Annotated in this window: 15 protein-coding genes; all 15 read right to left on the bottom strand. The window is 69.8% G+C overall.

The genetic code is table 11. The features are described 5' to 3' along the window. Positions 1-77 precede the first annotated feature (77 nt). The 15 genes from ACOJUJ_RS03280 to ACOJUJ_RS03210 all read right to left on the bottom strand — a co-directional run bounded on the left by ACOJUJ_RS03280 (position 78) and on the right by ACOJUJ_RS03210 (position 16473). Positions 78-1049, bottom strand: a complete 972-nt coding sequence (locus ACOJUJ_RS03280; RefSeq protein ID WP_420125414.1) for a mechanosensitive ion channel family protein — start codon at positions 1047-1049, stop codon at positions 78-80. A 165-nt stretch (positions 1050-1214) separates the two neighbouring features. After that, positions 1215-4109, bottom strand: coding sequence for a type 2 lanthipeptide synthetase LanM (gene lanM / locus ACOJUJ_RS03275; RefSeq protein ID WP_420125413.1), 2895 nt, complete (start codon positions 4107-4109; stop codon positions 1215-1217). Positions 4110-4200: 91 nt separating this feature from the next. Further along, positions 4201-4545: a hypothetical protein gene (locus ACOJUJ_RS03270; RefSeq protein ID WP_420125412.1), complete on the bottom strand. Its 345-nt coding sequence runs from the start codon at positions 4543-4545 to the stop codon at positions 4201-4203. A 441-nt stretch (positions 4546-4986) separates the two neighbouring features. After that, a complete protein-coding gene (locus tag ACOJUJ_RS03265; protein WP_420125411.1) occupies positions 4987-5439 on the bottom strand; it encodes a hypothetical protein in 453 nt (150 codons plus the stop codon). Positions 5440-5938: 499 nt separating this feature from the next. After that, entirely contained in the window at positions 5939-7141 is a 1203-nt protein-coding gene (locus ACOJUJ_RS03260) for an N-acetylmuramoyl-L-alanine amidase (RefSeq protein ID WP_420125410.1), read from the bottom strand. Between the two features lie 20 nt (positions 7142-7161). Next, positions 7162-7638 carry an SsrA-binding protein SmpB gene (smpB, locus tag ACOJUJ_RS03255; RefSeq protein WP_420125409.1) on the bottom strand — a complete coding sequence of 159 codons (477 nt, stop codon included), beginning with the start codon at positions 7636-7638 and terminating at the stop codon, positions 7162-7164. Between the two features lie 99 nt (positions 7639-7737). Next, positions 7738-8355: a L,D-transpeptidase gene (locus ACOJUJ_RS03250; protein WP_420125408.1), complete on the bottom strand. Its 618-nt coding sequence runs from the start codon at positions 8353-8355 to the stop codon at positions 7738-7740. Positions 8356-8372: 17 nt separating this feature from the next. Then, entirely contained in the window at positions 8373-9242 is an 870-nt protein-coding gene (locus tag ACOJUJ_RS03245) for a YihY/virulence factor BrkB family protein (RefSeq protein WP_420125407.1), read from the bottom strand. A gap of 115 nt (positions 9243-9357) precedes the next feature. Continuing rightward, positions 9358-9873, bottom strand: a complete 516-nt coding sequence (locus ACOJUJ_RS03240) for a YtxH domain-containing protein (RefSeq protein WP_420125406.1) — start codon at positions 9871-9873, stop codon at positions 9358-9360. Positions 9874-10398: 525 nt separating this feature from the next. Beyond that, a complete protein-coding gene (locus tag ACOJUJ_RS03235; RefSeq protein WP_420125405.1) occupies positions 10399-10794 on the bottom strand; it encodes a response regulator in 396 nt (131 codons plus the stop codon). 217 nt (positions 10795-11011) lie between these two features. Continuing rightward, the gene (locus ACOJUJ_RS03230; protein WP_420125404.1) at positions 11012-12595 is read right to left on the bottom strand and encodes a helicase HerA-like domain-containing protein; all 1584 of its coding nucleotides are present in this window, start codon (positions 12593-12595) and stop codon (positions 11012-11014) included. Positions 12596-12674: 79 nt separating this feature from the next. Beyond that, on the bottom strand, positions 12675-12899 hold the full coding sequence (locus ACOJUJ_RS03225) for a hypothetical protein (RefSeq protein ID WP_420125403.1): 225 nt from the start codon (positions 12897-12899) through the stop codon (positions 12675-12677). A 541-nt stretch (positions 12900-13440) separates the two neighbouring features. Beyond that, positions 13441-14808 carry a sigma-54-dependent transcriptional regulator gene (locus tag ACOJUJ_RS03220; protein WP_420125402.1) on the bottom strand — a complete coding sequence of 456 codons (1368 nt, stop codon included), beginning with the start codon at positions 14806-14808 and terminating at the stop codon, positions 13441-13443. Between the two features lie 102 nt (positions 14809-14910). Then, complete coding sequence (locus ACOJUJ_RS03215; protein WP_420125401.1) at positions 14911-15591, bottom strand: histidine kinase dimerization/phospho-acceptor domain-containing protein; 681 nt, start codon at positions 15589-15591, stop codon at positions 14911-14913. Between the two features lie 360 nt (positions 15592-15951). Next, positions 15952-16473, bottom strand: coding sequence for a hypothetical protein (locus ACOJUJ_RS03210; protein WP_420125400.1), 522 nt, complete (start codon positions 16471-16473; stop codon positions 15952-15954). Between the last annotated feature and the right edge of the window lie 23 nt (positions 16474-16496).

Here is a 16496-nt window from a genome sequence, read left to right as displayed (position 1 = left end):
CGCGGAGCACTCGATGTGCCACCCCGGCCGCCCGCGCCCCGTCGGCGTGTTATCGCGGGGCCTGCCTACATCGCCTGCTACTGCCGGCCATCGGTCTTCGCGGGTGGAAGGGTAAGGGCGTCCGGATCGCGGTCGGGCGTCTGCGCGGGCGCGGTGAGCACCGGCTGCTGCCCCTCGCCCCAGTACATGGTCTGCGTGGCGTGGGGAATCTCGATGCCGTCGCGGTCAAAGCGCAGCTTGATGCGGCGCCGTAGCTCGCGCGCCACGTCCCACTGCTTGAGCGGGAGCGTCTTGGCCATCACGCGAATGGTCACCGCCGCGTCCGTCAGGTTCTCGATCCCCGGCACCTGCACCGGCTCCACCAGCAGCGGCTTCCATGCCGGGTCCTCGTACATCTCCTCACCCACCTCGCGCAACGCCGCCATGGCGCGGTCGGGATCCTCCGCGTGCGCCACCGCCACGTCCAGCACCGCGCGCGACCATCCGCGGGTAAGGTTGCTCACCTTGGTGATCTGCCCGTTGGGGACGATGTGGACGGCGCCGTGCGTGTCGCGCAGCACCACCACGCGCAGCGTCATCTGCTCCACCGCGCCGCTCACCCCCTCGATGCGGATCACGTCGCCCACGCCGAACTGGTTCTCGAACAGCATGAACAGCCCGCTGATCACGTCCTTGACCAGCGACTGCGCGCCGAACGAAACCGCCAGCCCCAGCACGCCCGCGCCCGCCAGCAGGGGCCCCAGCTGCACCCCCAGCGCGCCCAGCGTCATGAAGATGAAGAGGACGACGATCAGCACCACGCCCACGCTGCGCAGCAGGCTGATGAGCGTGCGGGTGCGCTGCTCCTGGGCGGTGATGGTGCCCGACGACGAGCTGGCCAGCGACGCCTCGATGCGCCGCAGCACCAGGATCAGCCCCCAGTACGCCATCCACGCCACCACGAACCCGACGAGGATTCTTCCGCCCGTAACGGCCAGCTCGGGCCCGTTGAAGCGCTCGGCCCACTCGTTCCGGATCTGCTGCAGCGAGAGGGAGTCGGCCTGGATCATCAGCGGCGTCGGGACGGTCGGGTCAGGGCTCGATGGATGCGATCGCGTGGGCCTGGCGCCCGCGCCGAACGTAAGCCCCCCCGCGCGCGGAGGTCAACCCCGCGCGCCAGCCGGAGCCGTCGCCGAGCGCGCGCCACCGGCGTTCGCGTGCGCGGCTCCACGCCCCTATTCGAAGGTGAGCAGCGGCGCCACCCGGTCCGGGCGCGCGGCGCGCAGCAGGGCGAAGGACATTCCCGCCATGCCGGTGAAGAGCGCGCCCGTAAGCGTGGAGTACTGGCTGCGGGGGGTGTCGCACGCCAGCCGCCGCACCGCGCCCTGCAGGTGTCCATCCACCGCCGTGCCGTGGGCGTGCGGCCGCAGCTGCAGCAGCGCGTCCACCACGCCCGGCGTACCGCAGCACAGGCCGGGCGAAACCTCGTCCAGCACGTCCGATGCGTGCGCGTGCAGCGCGTCGCATGCGCACCCGGCGACGAACGGGTCGCCCAGAGCCCGCGATACGGCCAGCCGGGCCAGCAACGCGCCCGAGCGGCCGTTGCACCACGCCCAGGTGGTAAGCTGCTCGGGATCGGTGCCCTCCAGCCGCGCGTCCATCCAGCCGCGCTCCTCCGCGACCCAGAACGCATCGTCGTAGCGCAGGGCGTCGCGCGCGGCATCCGCGGCGCGCGCGTCGCCGCGCACGGCGGCCCAGCGCGCCAGGGCCATGGCCACCCCCGAGGTGCCGTGGCTCACGTTGGGCATCCCCGCACCGGCGGGGCCGGGCCAGCACGTCCCCCGCGACGTTCGCGACGCCCGGCGCAGCAGCTCGCCGGCCAGCGCATCGGCCACGCGCAGCAGCCGCTCGCCGGGGCGGCGGGCGTGCAGCGCCAGCACGGAAAGCAGCAGCCCCGCCCGTCCATACAGCACCTCATCCAGCGCGTCGCGCGCGGCCAGCGCGGGGCCGTGCTCCACGGCCAGGCGGACCGCGGTGTCCAGCAGCGCGGCTTCACCCGTGGCGTCGGCCACGCGGGCCATGGCGTACAGCACTCCGCCCAGCCCGCGCCCCATTCCCCCGCTGCGCCGCGTGCTCTCCGGCGTGGCGCCGTGCAGCAGCGGCTGAAACACGTCCACCGCCAGGCGCGCCCACGTCCGTTCGCCGGCCACGCGGGCGGCCTCGGCGACGGCCACCGCGGTCCCCGCCGCGCCCTCGTACAGCGACTCGCGGTCGCGGTGCGCCATGGTGGTTCCCACGCCGGGCGCGTACACGGCATACACCCAGGAAGGGGCGCCGTCGTGCGGGCGGCTGGCGGAGACCAGCGCCCCGGCTACCTCCACGCCGTGCCGCTCCAGTTGCGCCGGCCCCGGCTCCCCCTCCGCAGCCGGCGCGCTGACCGGCCGCGGGGCCAGCCGCTCGCGGATGCAAACCACCTGCAGCGACCGGTCCACCTCGTCCAGCCCGCCCCAGCGGGCACGCGCGGCGTCCAGCGGCGGCACGTGCAGCACGGCCCCGCCCGACCGCGTCCCCCCGGCGCGCAACTCCAGCCGGGGGATGTCCCCCGCCAGCAGGCTGGCGGCCTCGGCGGCGGCAAGGTCGTCCACCGTGTCGAAGCGCGTGCCGCCCAGGATCCCCAGGTCCGCCTCCACCCGCGCCACGCGGGCCGCGAGCGAGCGCATGGCCTCGGGGCTGATGGAACGGGAAAGCACGGAAACGTAGTCCATGGTGGGGCGGGCCAGCATGCGCACCCGCAGCCCGGCCATACGCTCCAGCACGCCGCCCGGTCCGGTGAACTCCTCGCGCCGGGCGCGCAGCCACGCGTGCGCCACCTCGAACCCCTCCACCACCTCGTCCACGTACGCCTCGGGAAGCCGCGGCGTGCCGGCCAGCGAGGGAAGGTTGGGAAAGCGCGACGCGGCCACGTCCACGTACCGCATCTGCAGGTCGTCGGAGCCCCGGGCACACGGCACCAGGTCGCGGATGGGTGCGCCCGCGTACGCGCACAACGCTCCGATCTCGTACTCCGGCCGCTCCTCCCCCTCGGGCGGAAGAGGCGACCGCATGGTCAGGGGCAGCAGCCCCAGCTCCAGCACCGACTCGCGCACCTCCAGCCCGTCCATCGACAGGTTGCGTTCGAAATCGAGCCGGTCCTGCCCCTGCGGTGAAAGCCCCAGCCGGGCGCGAAACAGCGGCTCCGCGTCCACCACCACCGGGTGCTCGCCGGTGACCACCACGTTCTCGTGGTGCAGGTCGCAGGTGCCCAGCGCGTGCGCCGTGGCGATCACCGCGCCGTAGCGCCGGTAGCAGCGCCGCACGCCCTCCTCGTCTTTGCACGGCTCATCCCGCACCATCTCCATGAACCCGTATCCGTCCAGCGCCGCCACGCCTGCCTGGTACGACGGCAGCCCCAGCCCCTCGCGAACCACGCGGCCGGCGATCTCGGCCCATCCCGCCTCGCCGTCCACGGAGCGCGGCTTGTAGATCACCCGCCGCGCGCCGAACGAAAGCACCGCCGCCGTGCGCCCGCCGCCGTGCGGGTCGGAGATGCCGAAGCGCGCCCCCGTAAGCGGCCCCAGCGTGGCCGGGGTGCATCCGCACAGCGCCGCAATCGCGTCACGGTGCAGCGTCACCGACAGCAGGCGCCCAAGCTCGGGATACGGCCCGTCTTCCGACAGCAGCCGCTCCACCTTTTCCCACGCCACGTATGCTTCCAGCACGTCGCGCGGAGCACCGGCGGGGGCGTCGCCCGGTGGCGCCTCGATGGGGCGCCAGAGGGGGTTGCGTACCAGGTGAAAACTGGAGAAGCGCTGCAGCACCACCAGATTGGTGAGCCGTGCCAGCATCTGCCGCAGCCACCCCGTCATGTCCTCCAGCGTCGACGGCTCCACGCACCACCCACGGCGCGCGGCGTGCGCCTCCAGCTCGCGCCGGGCCGTCGCCAGCCGGTCGGCCAGCAGCTCGGGGATGATCAGCTCGCCGGCCAGGCGAATGGCGTCGTCCAGCTCCACCGGCAACTGCGTCGGCGGGGAGATGCGGACAGCGGGGATGCGTGTCCGGGCGGACGGAAGCTCGACAAGGAGGTCGGTCACGGGAACCGTGGGGTCGCGGGTGAAGGAGAACGAGAGTCCCTGCGAATCGCCGGAGGGGGAGAAGCGCGTGCCCCTCCCCCTCCGGCCCGGCCTACTTGGTTGCCGTGCAGGTCAGCGAAGCCAGTGACCCGATGCAGATGGGCGTGGTGGTCGTGCAGGTGGTGCACTCCCACGTCTGCGACGACGACGCCGACGCCTTGAGCGACCGCTCCGACGTGTCACTTCCCACGAATGGGGGCAGGGTGATGGTGTGCGTGTCGCGGCTGTCCTCCACCACGTTCACGCGCACGCCCTCGGGCACCGAGATGCCGTGCTCCTGCAGCACCCCGGCCGGATCGCTGATCAGCCGCGACCGGAGCGACTGGTCGACCGCGGCCTCGATGCGCAGCTTGTCCAAGCCGGAGAGGGGCAGCGTGTTGGGCCAATCGAGTGCCATGTGAACCGGCCTTTCTCCCCCTGCGGGGGCGTTGAAAAAGGAAGATGATGTCCTGCACGAACACTCTGAATCTCCCTCTTTTCAGCACCTCTGGTCAAGATAAATAATTTCTCTAAATCTGATACACACAACGATTTACATGCTCCGATCCGATGCACGGGCAAACAGAATGTGACAGTCCCGCCTGCAGAGAAGCAGGAGATGCGGGACACAGCGAGGCATCTGTGGATCATCCTATTTGAGTCATTGTTGAACGATTCGATACACCCGTGCCCATGGATCCGCGTCACCACCGCTCGTACTGCTACGCAAGCGGGTACGTGCATCCGCGAGGGTGAGCACGCAAAAACGCCGGGAGAATGTATCTCCCGGCGTCTCTGCGTCCGTTTGTGGACCAAACGTCCACTATGGAGGACGTTAAAAGGGGGTTGAGTTCGCTCTCTACCGCAGTACCCGCAATTCGCGGATGTGCCACCCCCCGTCTTCCCACACCGCGCCGATGTAGACGACGGACGACAGCGTGTCCGTCACGCCGCGCGGCCGCGCGATCCACGTCAGCTCGCCGAACCCGCGCAGCGGCGTGCCGCCGGAGACGGTGACGCGGCTGGCGCGCACGCTCACGTTCTCGCGCTCGCCGAACAGGCGGCGGAGCGCCGCGGCGGCGTTGCGCGGCTGTACCTCGCCCGGCCCCTCGCCGGCCAGGTCCAGCAGAATGCGCCCGTCCGCCGGCGCCAGCGCCACAATGCCGTCCGCGTCGCCCGCGGCCCACAGCCGCGACACGTTGGCCACAAAGCCCGCCAGCGACGACGCGTCCTGCTGCGCCGCCAGTCCGCCGGGAGCAAGCAAGCCCATCAGCAGCGCCACGAGGAGGGGGAAAATGCGGTTGGTCTTCATCTATCCAGCGGTCCGTTGGAGAACGGCATCGTCACATGGATCGGGGGATCGCTTCGGAGTAGCCGGGAGGTTCAGCGCTGGACAAGGCGATTTGCGGGCCGTCCCAAGTAAAACGTGCCGCCGCGGACCAAAACGTCAACGGCTGCGGGACGATCCGTCCCCGTCTGCGTCGCACCGCCTGTATCTGACGCTGCAGCCAACTGTCCGCCACACAGGACTGTCGCCCGAACCCTGAGAGGACGGTCACCGCTGGATCTCCACGGCCCAAGACGTTTGACGGCAGTGGGTTACGCGCAGCGCAATCCCCCGCGCTTCGAATCCGGTGGATGACCCGGTTGCGGACGCGCCGCCGCCTGGAACGCCGTACACGCTCCGGCCGCCGAGTCCGCGCAGGCGGACTTTGTGTAGTTGTTGCAGCGAATTCATTCGCCCTTGCGGGCGGATCGGCACCTCACCCGACCGCACACCGCCCTCCGCCGATCCACCTCCGCCGATCCGCCTAATTCCCCGTCTGCGCCGTCCGCCCCGCCGTGGCGCGGAAAAAGTCCTGCACGCTGGTGGCCAGCTGCCGCGCGAAGGTGTCCTGCTGGTTCGGGTCGCGCAGCATCTGCTCTTCCGTGCGGTTGGAGATGAAACCCAGCTCCACCAGCACCGCCGGCATGAACGCGCCCACCAGCACCGCGAACCCGGCCTGCTTTACGCCGCGGTTGGGGCCGGAGTGCACCTGGCGCAGCCGGTCCTGGACAAGCGCCGCCAGGTCGCTGCTTTCGCGCAGGTACTGGTTCTGGCGCAGGTCGCTCATGATAAAGTCCAGCGGCCCGCGCGGCCCGCCGCTCTGCTCCTCGAACTGCTCCGCCGCGTCCTCCATCTGCTGCACCCGCCGCGCGTCCGCCGTGCGGGCGTCGGAGAGAAAGAACGTCTCGTACCCGGTTTCGGAGCGCAGCGGGTGCGCGTTGCAGTGGATGGACATGAACAGCGCCGGCTGCCCTTCTCCCCGCCAGCTGTTGGCGAACCGCGCACGGTCGCGCAGCGCGATCAGCGTGTCGCGGTTGCGGGTAAGGCGCACGTCCAGCGTGGGATCCTGGCGCAGAATCTCTACCACGCGCCGGGCCACCTGCAGGTTGATGTCCTTTTCCCGCGTGCCGTTGGGCCCCACCGCACCCGGGTCCACCCCGCCGTGCCCCGCGTCGATCACCACCAGCCGCCGCTGCTGCGGCCCCGGCTGCGGCAGCGCGACGGAGGGCGCCACGGGTGCCGGCGCCGCGGGGAGCGTCGCCAGCGCCGCCGCGTCTACCCGCACCGTCCGAGCGCCCGCATCCACCAGGACCGCGCCGGGCGCCGCCTGCGGCAGGATGGCGGACAGGAACTCCGCGGGAACGTACACCACGCCGTCCGCCGCGTAGACCGCGTTCGCCATCGTCAGCGCGCGGCCATCCGCCAGCACCTCCGGCGAGTCCAGGCGAAAGCGGATCTCGCGCGCGCCGAACCGCGCCGTCACCTCGCCGCCGCCGTAGCCCAGCTGCGCGCCCAGCGAAATGAGCGCGGAAACGGGGAACGCCGCGTAGCCACGGGCCGTGGTTTCGGCCACCAGCGACGTCTCGGCGCCCAGCACCAGCCGCCACGTCTGCGGCGCGGGCTGGGCGGGGAGAAACCGGGGGTGGTAGGGGAGAAGAACGAGAAGGAGAACTGCGAGAAGTCGCATCCGAGGATCCCTGGTCATGCTCAGTCGTCCCGGTTCTTGTAGGCGCGTTCCACGTCGCGCTGGTCGGCGCGCTCCTTGAGCGTCTCGCGCTTGTCGTGCAGCTGCTTTCCGCGCACCAGGGCCAGGTTCACCTTGGCCAGGCCGTTGGAAAAGTGCAGGTCCAGCGGCACCAGCGTAAGCCCCTTCTGCTCCACCTGCCCCACCAGCCGGCGCAGTTCGTTGCGGTGCATCAGCAGCTTGCGGGGGCGCAGCGGGTCGTGGTTGAAGCGGTTGCCCATCTCGTACGGCGAGATGTGCAGGTTGTGCAGCCACAGCTCGCCGCGGTGGTCCAGCCGCGCGAACGAGTCCTGCAGGTTGGCCTTGCCGTCGCGCAGCGACTTCACTTCGGTGCCCTGCAGCACGATCCCCGCCTCCCAGGTGTCCAGCACGTGGTATTCATGCCGGGCCCTGCGGTTCTGCACGGCGATGCGGTCGCCGCCGGTCTTCGCTTCTGCCATCGGGAAGTGCGAAAGTACGAGAGTGCGAAAGTGGTACGAGGAAACGGGTGCCGTTGCAGGCTATTCCCTATTGCCTGTTCCCTATTCCCTGCTGTTCCCTCAGTAGATGAACACCGCGGTCCCGACCTCTACCTCGTGGTACAGCATGCGTGCCGCTTCGTTGGTCATGCGGATGCAGCCGTGACTCACGTTCTGGCCCAGCAGCTCGGGCTTGTTGGTGCCGTGCAGCGCAATGCCTTCCCCCACGAAGAGCGCCGTGGTCCCCAGCATCCCCTCTTCCCAGCGCTTGGGGTCGTCCACGTCGGGGATGCGCTCGCCGCGCTCGATGTAGGCCCAGTCGGGAACGTACCAGCGCGGGTTCTTTTCCTTGCGCTGCACGCGAAACATGCCGCGCGGCGTAGAGAAATCCCACTCCTGACCGGCCCCTTCCAGGCGCGTGCCGGTGCCCGTGCCCACGATGGTGGACCAGATCACCCGCTCTTCTTCCATCAGGTACAGCCGGTTCTCCTCCAGCGACACCACGATGTAGCGCCCCTCCGCGCCGATCGGCGGGTCGCGGTAGCGCGCCGCGCCGTCCCGCTCCACCCCGTGCGCCAGCGCCAGCGGCGCCCCCGGCATCCCCTGCGCCTGCGCATCCGCCACCCCGAACACCAGCACGGCGAGGATGCCAAGCATCATCCCCACGTACTTTCGTACCCCCGTACTCTCGTACTTCATCACTTTCGCACTCCTCTTCATTCCAGCAGCTCCCGCTGTTTCCTCCGCCTGCGGAGCAGATCGTATACCTGCGCCACCTCGCCTCCCAGCACAAACACGATCGCCGAGTAGTACACCCAAAGCACCAGAAGGACCAGGGTGGCCAGCGTGCCATACGTGGTCCGATAGTCGGCCACTGTGGATACGTACCAGGCGAACGCGCCCTTCAGCATCTCCCACACGACCGACGTGAACACCGCCGCCACCACCGCGATGCGCCACGGCGTCTTGCGCAGCGGCAGGTAGCGGTAGATGAGCACGAAGGCCAGGAGGATGAATCCGAACGCCAGCAGCCGCGCCGATGCCCGCTGCAGGATCTCCCACTCCTCGCGCCCCGCCAGCCCCAGCCACTCCACCCCGTACGACTGCGCCGCTTCTACCATGATGGTGGTGCCCGTGTTCAGCACGAACAGCGTGCCCGCCACCAGCACCATCTGCAGGTCGAAGATCTTTCCCGCCACGATGGGGCGCTCTTCGGGCAGGTCAAAGATGTGCTTGAGCACCGACCGCAGCGATCCGAACAGCCGCGTGGAGGTCCAGACGAACAGGACCAGGCCGATCACGCCAAACTGCGTGCGCCCCGCCACCACCTCGCGCACCAGCGTGCGCGTAAGCACCACGATGCGCTGCGAAGGGGGAAGGATGGAGAGCACGTAGTTGACCGCCGCCTGCTCCGGGTCGTCCACGGCGCGCTTGAGCACAAAGCCGAAGACGGCGATCATCAGCAGCAGAAACGGAAGCGCCGCCAGCAGCAGGTTGAAGGCGATCCCGCCGGCCAGAAAGAAGATGTCGTCGTCGCCCGCCTTGAGGTACACCCGGCGGCTGAAGTCCAGCCCGCCGCGTGACATGCGCGAAAGGGCCGCACGGGCGGCCCTCCACACGACGGATGCTCTACCCTCGGGCGCGCGGTCGGACATGCGACAAAGCTACCGCACCGCGCGAGACCCCGTCAACGCGCGGCCCTCAGCGCGCAAGGTCCCCCGCGTCGCGCTCGACGACGGTTTCCGTCACCACCACTTCGTCCGTGGCCGCCTCCGCCGGCGCCACCGCCCGCACCATGCGCGGCCCCGACGGCGCCGGCCCGCGGTTGGTGCGATACGCCGCCTTGGCCTCGTCCACGCGCCGGCGAAGCTCCACGCGCGCCTGCGTGGCCGCCAGCCGCCCTTCGTCCACCGCGCCGCGCACGCGGTCCACGCGGTCGTCCACCGCCGCGCGCACCTCGTCCAGCCGCCCCGTAAACCCGCCGCGCACGCGGGTCACCAGCCCGGCCACCGACTGCCGCGTACCATCCACGGGCCCGTCCGCCGCCTCGCGCACCCCGCTCAGCGCCCGCGCCAGCTCCGCCTGCGTCTCGCGGCCGCTGCGGGGCGCCAGCAGCAGCGCCACGCCGGCGCCCAGCAGCGCGCCCAGCAGAAAGGTGCCAAACCCGCCGCGCTCCTCGATCACCACCTCGTACTCTTCTTCGTCTTCCTGGCGCATGGTCGGGCTTTCGGTGGATGGTGGATCTGAACGCGTGTGTGTCCGACGACGGCAAAACCGCGGCTTTGGGCGTGTCCCTCCGCTGCGCTCCGGGCCGGGCTGCGCGCGCACCAGGGCACGATACAACTGTGCCCAAGTGCGCCGAGCCCCCGGCGCTCACCGGCGGGTGCGCGTTCCCTCGGGCGTCCGTGCATGCGCGCCGGGTTCTCGGCCCTGCGGGCGCGCATCCCTCACGCAACCGCCCAAAGGTGCGTCGCACCTCCCCCCCCCCACGCAGTTTGTGGGGGAGGGCCGGGGAGGGGGGCCGCTCACCACCCCGCACCCAACTCTCGCGGCGCACCACAGCCCGTGCCGTATATCCCCTCTCCCACGCAGTTTGTGGGAGAGGGGCAGGCGAGGAACGAACCGGGGTGAGGGCCCCAGCCGGGGTGAGGGCCCGAGCCCCGCCCTCACGTACGCACCCTCCCTCACGCGGGTGAGAGAGGGTGCGAAAGCCGCGCCGGGCGCGGCGGACGTGTCGGAGCGTTACACCGCGACCGCCGCCCGGGCCGTTCCGTTGCCCCGGGAGCTCTGCAGCACGTCGCGAAACCGGCGCAGGTCCAGCGGCTTCTGAAAGAAAAAGTCGGCTTCGCTCCGTAGCGTCTTTTCCGCCTCGTCCCCTCCACACCCGGCCGTGATCACGATCACCGTGATCCCGCTCTCCGAAAGCGCCCGCACCGCGCGCAGCACCTGCAGCCCGTCGATGTCGGGCAGATAGAAGTCGCACACCACGGTGTCGGGGTGAAAGTCGCTTACGCGTTCCAGCCCGCGCAGCCCGCTTTCGGCCGTAGCCACGGTGTAGCCCTCCTCGTCGAGCAGGCTCTTGAGCGCCTCGCGCGCACCTGCCTCGTCCTCGATGACGAGTATGCGTTGTGCCGCCATCCTCAGCAACCTCCCGGTGCGGCGTCCCCCCGCGAGACGCGATTGCCCTTCCACCGCCCTGCCCGGCAAAAAAGCAATCGCCATGCCACCAAAGATTCCCCGAAGCACCGGCCATCTGTTCCAGCTCGGGACGCGCCTATGTTCAGGGCTTGTGCCAAGTTGAGCGGCTGGGATACGGATTCCCGCGAAACAAATGCTCCCGTTCTGCTCCCAGCTGCTACCTGCGCCCGCGCCCCCCCAGCAGCGCACCCATCAGGCCCCGCGCCAGCGTCCGCGCGAACTGCTTGGAGGTGGGCGAGCTAAGAACCTTTTCCAGCGTGCTCTTCTGTGCCCGGTTGCGGCCGGTGCTTCGCGAGCGCGCTTCGTAATCGTCGTCAGCCGACGAGCGGCGCGGGGTGCGGTCCGCGCGCCGCGCCGCCTCGCGAACGTCGTCGCGCGACTGCTCTTCTTCCTGCGCCTCGGCCATCCGCGCCTCCAGCATCTCCCGCGCGCTCTCGCGGTCGATCATCTCCGCGTACTTGCGCACCTGCCCGCTCTCCGCCAACCGCTGCCGCAGCTCGTCCGCCGTCAGCGGCCCCATCCGCGACGAGGGCGGCACCAGCCGCGTGGCGAACGGCTGCGTGGGCACGCCGTTGGGCGACAGCGTGGTCACCAGCGCCTCGCCAATCCCCAGCGTGGTCAGCGTCTCCTCCACGTCGTAGAACGTCGTCTTGGGGAACGTCCGCGCGGCCGAGCGCAGCGCCTGTTCGTCGTCCGGCGTAAAGGCGCGCAGGGCGTGCTGCACGCGGTGGCCCAGCTGCCCCAGGATCTCCGCGGGCACGTCGCGCGGGTTCTGGGTGATAAAGAACACGCCCACCCCCTTGCTGCGGATCAGCCGCACCACCTGCTCCACCTGGTCCTTGAGCGCCTTGCTGGCGTTGTCGAACAGCAGGTGCGCCTCGTCGAAGAAGAAGACGAGCTTCGGCTTGTCCACGTCGCCCACCTCGGGGAGCGTGTGGTACAGCGTGGCCAGCATCCACAGCATGAAGGTGCTGAAGAGCACGGGCTTGTCCTGCACGTCCTGCAGCTCCAGCACGCTTACGATCCCCCGCCCATCCGCCGCCGTGCGCAGCAGGTCGTCCAGGTCAAACTCCGGCTCTCCGAAAAAGCGCTCCGCGTCCTGCGCCTCGAGCTCGATCAGCTCCCGCAGCAGCACGCCCACCGTCGCCTTCGACATCCCGCCGTAGCTCTTCAGCTCCGCCGCGCCCTCGCCGCTCAGGTAGGTGAGCACGGCCCGCAGATCGGAGAGGTCCAGCAGCAGCAGCCCCTTGTCGTCGCAGTATTCAAAGACCAGCGTCAGCACGCTGCTCTGCGTCTCGTTCAGCCCCAGAACCTTGGACAGCAGCAGCGGCCCGAACGACGAAACCGTCGCCCGCATCTGCGCGCCCACCGCGCCGGACAGGCTCAGGAACTCCACCGGCATCCCCGCGGCCTTCCAGGCGTGGCCGGTGTCCGCGGCCCGCTGCCTCACCCGCTCGCTCTCCTCCCCCGCGGTGGCGATGCCGCTCAGGTCCCCCTTCACGTCGCTTAGAAAGACGGGGACGCCGGCCACGGACAGCTGCTCCGCGATCAGCTGCAGCGTCTTGGTCTTTCCCGTCCCCGTGGCGCCGGCGATCAGGCCATGCCGGTTGAGCATGGACAGCGGCAGGGTGATGACGGGTTCTGGATGGCAGGCGCCCTCGTGCACCACCGCGCCCAGCGTTACGGTGCCGGTGCTGGGCGGAAAGGCGGTGCGGGCCGCGTTCAGGACTTCGGGATTCATCGCGTGCGGAGGGGGAACGGGTGTGGAATGGAGCAGGGCCGGCCCGCGCGTGGGCCGGCCCGTGTCGACAAGTGTGAGGTCAGCGGCCGAAGAGGCCGCCCAGCTTGCCGGCGATGTCGCCTACGTCGGGGCCGCCGCCCTCGCCGCCGCCTTCGCCCAGCAGCCGGTGCAGGTTGCCGCCCACCGGCGGGGGCAGCTTGCCGTCCAGGAACTCGATGGCGGTGCGCGCCGCCTGCATCGCCTTGTCGGGGGGCAGGTTGGCCCGCGTCGCGATCTGCTGCACCAGCTCGTCCATCATCGCCATCCGCCACCTCCAGAAGTGTCGTTGCTCCAGCGAAGCGCCTGAGCGGAGCCGGAATCGCAAGACTCGCACTCCGCGCACCCGGCAACTTACATCATCCCCCCCGCCCCTCCAAACGGAACGGCATCAAGAAGCCGCGCATCGGACTTCGCCGGGCGAAGCGCGCTGGACAGCAATGCCAGTCGTGCAGATACGATGTGTGCGGAGGGGCTCCGGAATCCACGAGCCGCCGTTGACTTCCTGAGCCTGAGGGAGCGCCACCCGGAACGTGAACCATCACAACCACCTGCGCGCACCGAAGGATCTCGTCTGCCTGACCCGGGGACTTGAACGGCTCCGAGGGCTGGGCCTTGCGCGACCCGACAGAGATCCTTCGGTCGCGCGCAGCCTTTGGTTGTCATAGAAGTTATGGGTGTGCGCTCTCTCAGGGTGACAGCGGGCCTCAGGCAAATCAGGGCCGCGGCGTTCGCAAGCGACCACAAAGCAAAAGCCGCGCACCGGGAGGCTCCGGTGCGCGGCTTCTGGCTCGACACGGCCACACGCGTCAGCTCGCGACGGCGACCTCGCCGGCGACAAGCATGTTCAGGCGGTTGCGCAGCTCTTCTTCCTCGATCCCCAGCATGGTGGCGGCCCGATGGTGGTCGCCCTCGGTAAAGGAGAAGGTCTTGAGCACCAGCGTGCGCTCCACCTGCTGCAGCGAGGTGCCCACCGGAATGCGGATCTCGCGGTCCTCGCTCATGATGAGCTCGTGCGCGCGCAGGTCCGTAAGCGTGATCTGCTCGCCGCGGGCAAAGATCACCGCCCGCTCCAGCGCGTTCTTCAGCTCGCGCACGTTGCCCGGCCAGCGGTACGCGTTGATGAACTCCAGCGCCTCGGGCGCGAACGACTTGAGGTGCTTCTTGCCGTTCTCCTCGGCAAAGCGGCGCAGGAACGATTCGGCCAGCAGCCGCACGTCGCCGCGGCGGTCGCGCAGCGGCGGCAGAAACAGCGGGATCACGGCAAGGCGGTGGAACAGGTCCTCGCGCAGCTTGCCTTCGTCGATGGCCTTGTTGATGTGCTTGTTGGTGGCCGAGACCACGCGGATGTCCACGCTGATCTCCTTTTTGCCGCCCAGCCGCCGGAACGAGCGCTGCTCCAGGGCCCGCAGGAACTTTACCTGGATGTCGGGCTCCATCTCGGCCACCTCGTCCAGGAACAGCGTGCCGCCGTCCGCCAGCTCGAAGCACCCCTGCTTTTCGTTGATGGCCCCCGTGAACGCGCCCTTCTCGTGGCCGAAAAGCTCGTTCTCCAGGATCTCGCGGGGGAAGGCGGCGCAGTTGATGGCGATGAACGGCCCCTTGGCGCGGTTGCTCTTGTCGTGGATGGCGCGCGCCACCAGCTCCTTGCCGGTGCCGCTCTCGCCCACGATCATGATGCTGGCACCCGTGGGCGCCGCCGCCTCGATCATCCCGTAGATGGACTTCATCTCCTCGGACTGGCCGATGAGGTCGCCAAAACGGGTAAGGTTGCTCAGCCGCTGCTCAAGCTGGCGGTTGGCCTGCTTGACCTGGAACTTCTCCAGCGCCTTGGGGATGAGCTCCTTGAGGCGGTCGATCTTGAGCGGCTTTTCAAGGTAGTCGTACGCACCCTGGCGCATGGCTTCCTTGGCGCTCTCGACCGACCCTTCGCCGGTGATGATGATCATCTCCGACGCGATCCCCGCCTTGCGCATGCGCGAGAACAGCTCCAGGCCGTCCACCTCGGGCATGCGCAGGTCCGCCAGGACGACGCCGTACTCGCCGTCCTGAGCCAGCTTCCACGCGGCGGTGCCGTCCGTGGCGGTATCAACCTCGTAGCCTTCATCGGCCAGCAGCATCTGCAGGCCTTCGGCGATGTGCTTTTCGTCGTCGGCTACCAGGATCTTTTCAGCCATGCCCGTATTTCGTCCAGGGAATTCGTCGATTGCGCAACCCATCAAGATACGGGCGACCGCAAGCCGCGGTCAACCCGTTGGCGTAAAAGCACGTAGGCTTGGCTAGTGCGTTCCGCCCGACGGCAGCGCCAGGGTGCGCTCGGACCCGTCGGTGTCCACACGGCCGCCGGCCGCCTCGGCCAGGGCCGCGGCCACCGCAAGCCGCTCGCCCCCTTCTGACGACGGAGGGCCCGTCACGGTCATCACCGCGCGTCCGTCCTCCTCGCCCACAACGATGCGCAGCGTGTCTCCGCCCCGCAAGCTGTCCAGCGCGTCCAGCACCAGGTTCAGGATGATCTGGCGCGCGGCCTGGCGGCCCAGCCGCACCCGCGTCATCCGTTCACCGCGCTGGTACTCCACGCGCGCCTCGCGGTGCCGCGCCTCGAGGCTCACCAGCTCCATCACCTCGTCCAGCAGCTCGTTGAGCGTGGTGTCTTCGGGCCCGGAGCGCTCGGGGCGCGACAGGCGAAGCAGCAGCTCGATGCGCTGGTTCACCCGGTCCAGCTCTTCGCCCAGCACGGTGGCGTAGCGCAGCACGTCGGCGCCCGCGTCGCCCGGAAGGCGCGCCAGCCGCCGCTTGAGCACCTCCAGGTTGATGACCATGGAGTGCAGCGGGTTCTTGATCTCGTGCGCCAGGGCGTCGGCCAGTCGCTCCAGCAGGTCGAGCTTGTTGGCGCGTACCTGCAGTGGATCGGCAACGGCCAGCGCGGCGCCGGAGACGTCGGTGCGGATGGAGTCGCTCAACGTAGTGCGTTTCAGCGTCGGGGCGCCGGCTGTGGGCACGGCCGGAGGGCCGCCTGCCATGGGGGGCCGGCGCCGCGGATCGATGCAAGCGCGGCCGCCAGAAGGCCGCGCTTTACGCCGGAGGTAAGCACGTTTCGTTCCGCGCGGAAACGCACGTGGGGAAAGGGAAAGTGCGGGAGTGCGGGAGTGCGGGAGTGCGGGAGTGCGGGAGTGCGGGAGTGCGGGAGTGCGGGAGTGCGGGAGTGCGGGAGTGCGGGAAGGTACGAGGGTACGAGGGTACGAGGGTGTGGGTGCGGGACGCGAAGGGGCGCCGGATCCTCCGACGCCCCTTCGCGGCTCCCCGATGCGAGTGAGCCGTGGTCAGAACCAGCGGGTGCGCTCGCGGGTCCAGCGGGGATCGTTTTGAAAGTCACGCCCGTAGCCGCCGATCCCGCGCATCCCCCGATCGTACTCACGCCCCTGGCCGCCGCGGAAGTCCCGCCCGTATCCCCCGCCCCGGCCGGTCCCGCCGCCGGACGCGCCTCCCTCGTCATACGTGAACGTGTCGCCGTGCTCGCCGCGCCCGAACGACGGATCCAGGTCGCGGCCGCTCACGCGCATGCGCCCCTGGGGCGGCTGCGCGCCACGCGGGCGGCGGTAGCCGCGCTCGTGAAAGTCGCGGGCGTAGCCGTGGTCGTCGTTGTACAGCGGGCCGGTGGTCCCCACGGCGTATCCGCCGGAGCCGCCCTGGTACCCTTCGCGGTATCCGCCCACCCATGGCCGCTCCGTGGGCCCGCCGCGGCCCTGGCGCGGGTCCCGGTAGCCGCGGTCGTAGCCGTGGTCGCCGTGCTCCATCCGCATCTCCCACCCGCCGTGCCGCCCGTATCCCTCGTCGTACCGCATCATCCACCTCGTCTCACAGGTTC

Source organism: Longimicrobium sp. (assembly GCF_048594345.1).
Classification (GTDB): Bacteria; Gemmatimonadota; Gemmatimonadetes; order Longimicrobiales; family Longimicrobiaceae; genus Longimicrobium.
Note: the sequence above shows the minus strand (reverse complement) of the source record. Positions and strands in the feature narration are given on the sequence as shown.

Coding starts and splice junctions, on each gene's coding strand:
- ACOJUJ_RS03260 (WP_420125410.1), bottom strand. CDS start 7,141: ATGCGACTTCTCGCAGTTCTCCTTCTCGTTCTTCTCCCCTACCACCCC.
- ACOJUJ_RS03225 (WP_420125403.1), bottom strand. CDS start 12,899: ATGGCGATGATGGACGAGCTGGTGCAGCAGATCGCGACGCGGGCCAAC.
- ACOJUJ_RS03280 (WP_420125414.1), bottom strand. CDS start 1,049: ATGATCCAGGCCGACTCCCTCTCGCTGCAGCAGATCCGGAACGAGTGG.
- ACOJUJ_RS03265 (WP_420125411.1), bottom strand. CDS start 5,439: ATGAAGACCAACCGCATTTTCCCCCTCCTCGTGGCGCTGCTGATGGGC.
- ACOJUJ_RS03220 (WP_420125402.1), bottom strand. CDS start 14,808: ATGGCTGAAAAGATCCTGGTAGCCGACGACGAAAAGCACATCGCCGAA.
- ACOJUJ_RS03240 (WP_420125406.1), bottom strand. CDS start 9,873: ATGCGCCAGGAAGACGAAGAAGAGTACGAGGTGGTGATCGAGGAGCGC.
- ACOJUJ_RS03250 (WP_420125408.1), bottom strand. CDS start 8,355: ATGAAGTACGAGAGTACGGGGGTACGAAAGTACGTGGGGATGATGCTT.
- ACOJUJ_RS03210 (WP_420125400.1), bottom strand. CDS start 16,473: ATGCGGTACGACGAGGGATACGGGCGGCACGGCGGGTGGGAGATGCGG.
- ACOJUJ_RS03245 (WP_420125407.1), bottom strand. CDS start 9,242: ATGTCACGCGGCGGGCTGGACTTCAGCCGCCGGGTGTACCTCAAGGCG.
- ACOJUJ_RS03270 (WP_420125412.1), bottom strand. CDS start 4,545: ATGGCACTCGATTGGCCCAACACGCTGCCCCTCTCCGGCTTGGACAAG.
- smpB (WP_420125409.1), bottom strand. CDS start 7,638: ATGGCAGAAGCGAAGACCGGCGGCGACCGCATCGCCGTGCAGAACCGC.
- ACOJUJ_RS03235 (WP_420125405.1), bottom strand. CDS start 10,794: ATGGCGGCACAACGCATACTCGTCATCGAGGACGAGGCAGGTGCGCGC.
- ACOJUJ_RS03230 (WP_420125404.1), bottom strand. CDS start 12,595: ATGAATCCCGAAGTCCTGAACGCGGCCCGCACCGCCTTTCCGCCCAGC.